At 57.4% G+C, this 3,565-nt stretch carries 2 protein-coding genes and 1 pseudogene; all 3 read right to left on the reverse strand.

Annotated features, from left to right (window positions below):
* Positions 1–55 precede the first annotated feature (55 nt).
* Positions 56–286 carry a hypothetical protein gene (locus Q0K62_RS07860; protein ID WP_297317422.1) on the reverse strand — a complete coding sequence of 77 codons (231 nt, stop codon included), beginning with the start codon at positions 284–286 and terminating at the stop codon, positions 56–58.
* Between the two features lie 1,164 nt (positions 287–1,450).
* Positions 1,451–2,887: a phosphatase PAP2 family protein gene (locus tag Q0K62_RS07865; RefSeq protein ID WP_297317423.1), complete on the reverse strand. Its 1,437-nt coding sequence runs from the start codon at positions 2,885–2,887 to the stop codon at positions 1,451–1,453.
* A gap of 274 nt (positions 2,888–3,161) precedes the next feature.
* Positions 3,162–3,565: pseudogene (locus Q0K62_RS07870) on the reverse strand (hypothetical protein); the annotation flags it as partial.

Consider the following 3,565-nt stretch of genomic DNA (forward strand, 5'->3'; position numbering starts at 1 on the left):
ATGCATAGGTCGCCCATCTCGTTTGTGCAAGTGGTTCGAGCAGGAACGGTTGTGGCTATGCGTGCCTGAGTTTCAGGGCAATGTCGGTGTCCTGGTTCTGTATGTATGTCAGATGGATCAGCACCTCGGCCATGGGTTCGATATACCGGGAGCAGGTGATGTCGCCGACGTATTGGGCATCGAATCCCATGGAGCTGGGGGAGCGGGACCATGCACGGTTCGAGAGGCTGGACAGGATGGCCGAGCGGGGCGAGGTCCGGCAGGCCCAGGTGCCTGCCCCCCGCACACCACAGGCACCCCATTCCGGAACACCCCGACACGGGGGTCTTTCCCGTATGCAGCAGGATCCGTGAAGGGGCCCGGTCAATGGGTGCCGGGGCCGAAGCCCCGATAGGGGGAAGAACCCCGGGACCAGGATGGAGTCGACGTTGCTGTCCGTGCTGGGCAGGACACCATGGGACGGATTCGGATTACTGGCGTGGCCTGCCGGCTTTTCAACGTGGTCGGTCGGCTTTTGCGCTGGATCAGAGTTGGTGGTCCCTGGTGTAGGGTCGCCGGGCTGTGGGTCCGTGTTGCGCTTCCGGTATGCGGTGAGGGTCAGGTCGCCGTTGACGGGTTGGTGAAGTCATAGGCGCCCGTCCCATTGAATCAGCCGTTGAACCGGTGACGGCCATCCCTGGTCGGGTCGGCGGGCTTGATGGCCTTCTCCCCGTCCATGACCTGCTGGGTCGGGATGGCGGAGCCGTCGGCCGAGTCGAGGGGACGGTGCAGGTGACCACAGGGGCTGCCTCGTACGTGTAGGCCGGGTGCTCGTCAGACTGGGCGGCCCCGTTCAGGGTCCAGGTGACGGTGATTATGACCGTGCTGGCTGCGCAGGTGGAGTGGTCATGCTTCAGATGCCGTCCGTATTTGCGGTCAGGTCGGTGGTCGCATCCTGATCGAACTTCACTCTGGTGAGTGCAACCTCACCCGGAAGATGACCTGCTGTCCGGTTTGCTGCCGCCGTTGCGCCCTAGCCGACCTTGGCCGTCCCCCCCCCCCCTGGGAATAGAGGTGGCTGTCGGAGTCGATTTCCGGGTGCCATGGCCGTCACGAGTCCGGTAATGCCTATGCAACGTCGTTCCGTTCATGTGCACCTGCTTAGACGAAAGAGAGTCGGATGCCGGGGAATCTTGCTGGGCGGCACCTCTCCTGATCAATGGGGATGCCAGAGGAAGACGCACGATCATCGATAATCGCGGGGCATACGACTGCAATCGAATTGGTGTAATCGTCTTCCGGCAGAAAGTCGCGAGTTGCAGGATTAAGTCGTCTGGAATCGGGGACTAGGCCAATAATCCGTTGGGTTGCGTGTAGAGGTTAGAATAAAGAACGGGTGATCAAGTCCATTGGTTTCTATCCAGTGGTCGTCTTGATCACCCGTTGGTGCATCATTGGTGAATTCAATAGATCAATCAGTCGTCTTTTTGTTGCTACGACGCTTGAAAAGAACAGCTGCGACGGCGATTACCAGAACTGCAAGAATGGCCACGGCCCCGACAACGATCCACGGTGTGATCCGCTCTTTCTTATCCTGCACCGTTTCGACTTGGGGATGGCGGGCCTGGGTCACACGGACCACCTTACCGTTGGTGTCCAGGGTGATTCTTGAACTGAGGGCTGCGGCCAGGTTAATTCTGTCCCATCCGTTAGAGGAATGGTCATAAGGATATCCGTCTTCGATGGCTGTCTTGATAAGAACTTCCTTGCGTTGTGAGGCTGTTAGCTTGGGGTACGCAAAGGCGAGTAAGGCTTCTGCGTTCTTGGGAGGGACCAGGGGCTTATCCGTACCTCCTTGCCTGGGCATTCCATAGGTCATTCGAGCCCTGTATGCATCAAGGGCGGATGCACGATCTTTCACTGGTCGTTTGGATACGGTGTCGGTGAAGGTGTTCGTATAGCCTTTGGCCCCGTCGGCGCCGGTTGTCGCAATGCACGTGTCGAGAGTCGATCCGTAGCCGTCTTGTCGACATCTATCTTTCAGATAGTCCACCAACTGCTTTGATGCTTTCTGCATATCTTCCTGGTGGGAATCCCAATATGAAGCGACTGATGCCATACCCCCTACACGTCCAGCCATGACGTCCAGAGGATAGTGGACACCCAGCACCAGTCGGTTGTTTCCGGCTTCGGACACTCTGGCAAGGATTTCCGGTGCGAGACGGGGAACCATGGCAGCAAGGACCACTCCGCGTGAGTATGCCTTATTCGTATGTCCCGACGGGAAGGAACCCTCCAGAGAGTTTTTTGGATAATCGGCGCTGTGGGTTTTACCATCTGCTCCCAATGAGTCGGGTACCTCCTTGATGTCCAGTTTTCCCGGCAGCCCGGCCATGTCGTTCTTCCCGGCTGTGACGTGATCTGCATCCGGCAGCCAAGTGTCGCGTTGAACATACGGCCGTGGATACTGATGAGCGTCCTTGGCCGGGTTTCCGCTCCATCCGTTTTCTTCCATTATTGCCTTGACCAGATTCAGTGATCCCCCGTCGTATCCCTCTTGGAAGTAGCGTCCCAGGATGGGGCCGAACCCGTCCTTGAGCTCGAAAGCGACATTCTTATCGGCATCTCTGTCGCTCAGGGCTCGAGCTTGCTGTGGAGAGGGCTGCCCCTGGTGAGATTGTTCGGCACCCTCATGGTTGATGGAGACCACAATCTGGTCGTTTTCATTCAAGATGGCCTTGTTGAGTACTTTTCCGGATGTTCCGGTTCCGTCATATGGTTCGCCCGGTGCCTCCCAATATGAACTGAAGTCGTCGACCAGGGGAACCAAGGGATTGGTGTTCTGGGCAGCGGATGCGGTGGGTGTCAAAACTCCCAGAAATCCAATGGTGACCAGCGCCGCAAACAATCGGCACCTTAATGGTGCATTTGTCATCGTCAAACTCCCCTTCGAGTTCTTATCATTATGATAATAACTGTAGCCTATACTAGGCCGCTCGTTTCCGGCTACCGGTGTGTCGGACTTAGGTATTGCGAATCTGTGTTGTCAATTTCGCCATTGCTGTTGCGAGAATGCTCGTATCACCGATATCGTGCTTTTCCAGCATCCGCCCAGACGATCATTTCCGAATCATCAGGAGATCTGCAAGAAACCGGTCCCACCGACACATTTTTGTATTTCGTTAGTCGACACCACACGAACCATCAGAATTGCAACCATGATTACCTATCGGCTTATGATTCTGCTTCCACTGATTCCAAACGAATCCATCACTTCCTCCTCCTTGTGGTGCTGCGGGTGCCGGTGTGGGCCAGCCGCCCACCACCTTGGTTGGTGGTGGGCGGTGGGAGGGCGTGTGGCCACCACCGGAATGGGATGGCGCCGACTGCTGTGCGGCAGCCGACTGCTGGTCGGTCTGGCTCTTGGCCTGCATCGAGGCGTTCACCTGGTCGACGGCCGACTGGAGGGCGCTGGCCGCGTCCTGGTCGTCCTTGGCCTTGCCGTCCTTGACGCCGTCGGTCTGGTCGATCGCCTTCTGCAGGTTGTCGTGGGTGGTGTTGTCCGCCACCTTCCCATTTGGTAGTA

The organism is uncultured Bifidobacterium sp. (assembly GCF_945269915.1).
GTDB classification, from domain to species: Bacteria; Actinomycetota; Actinomycetes; order Actinomycetales; family Bifidobacteriaceae; genus Bombiscardovia; species Bombiscardovia indica.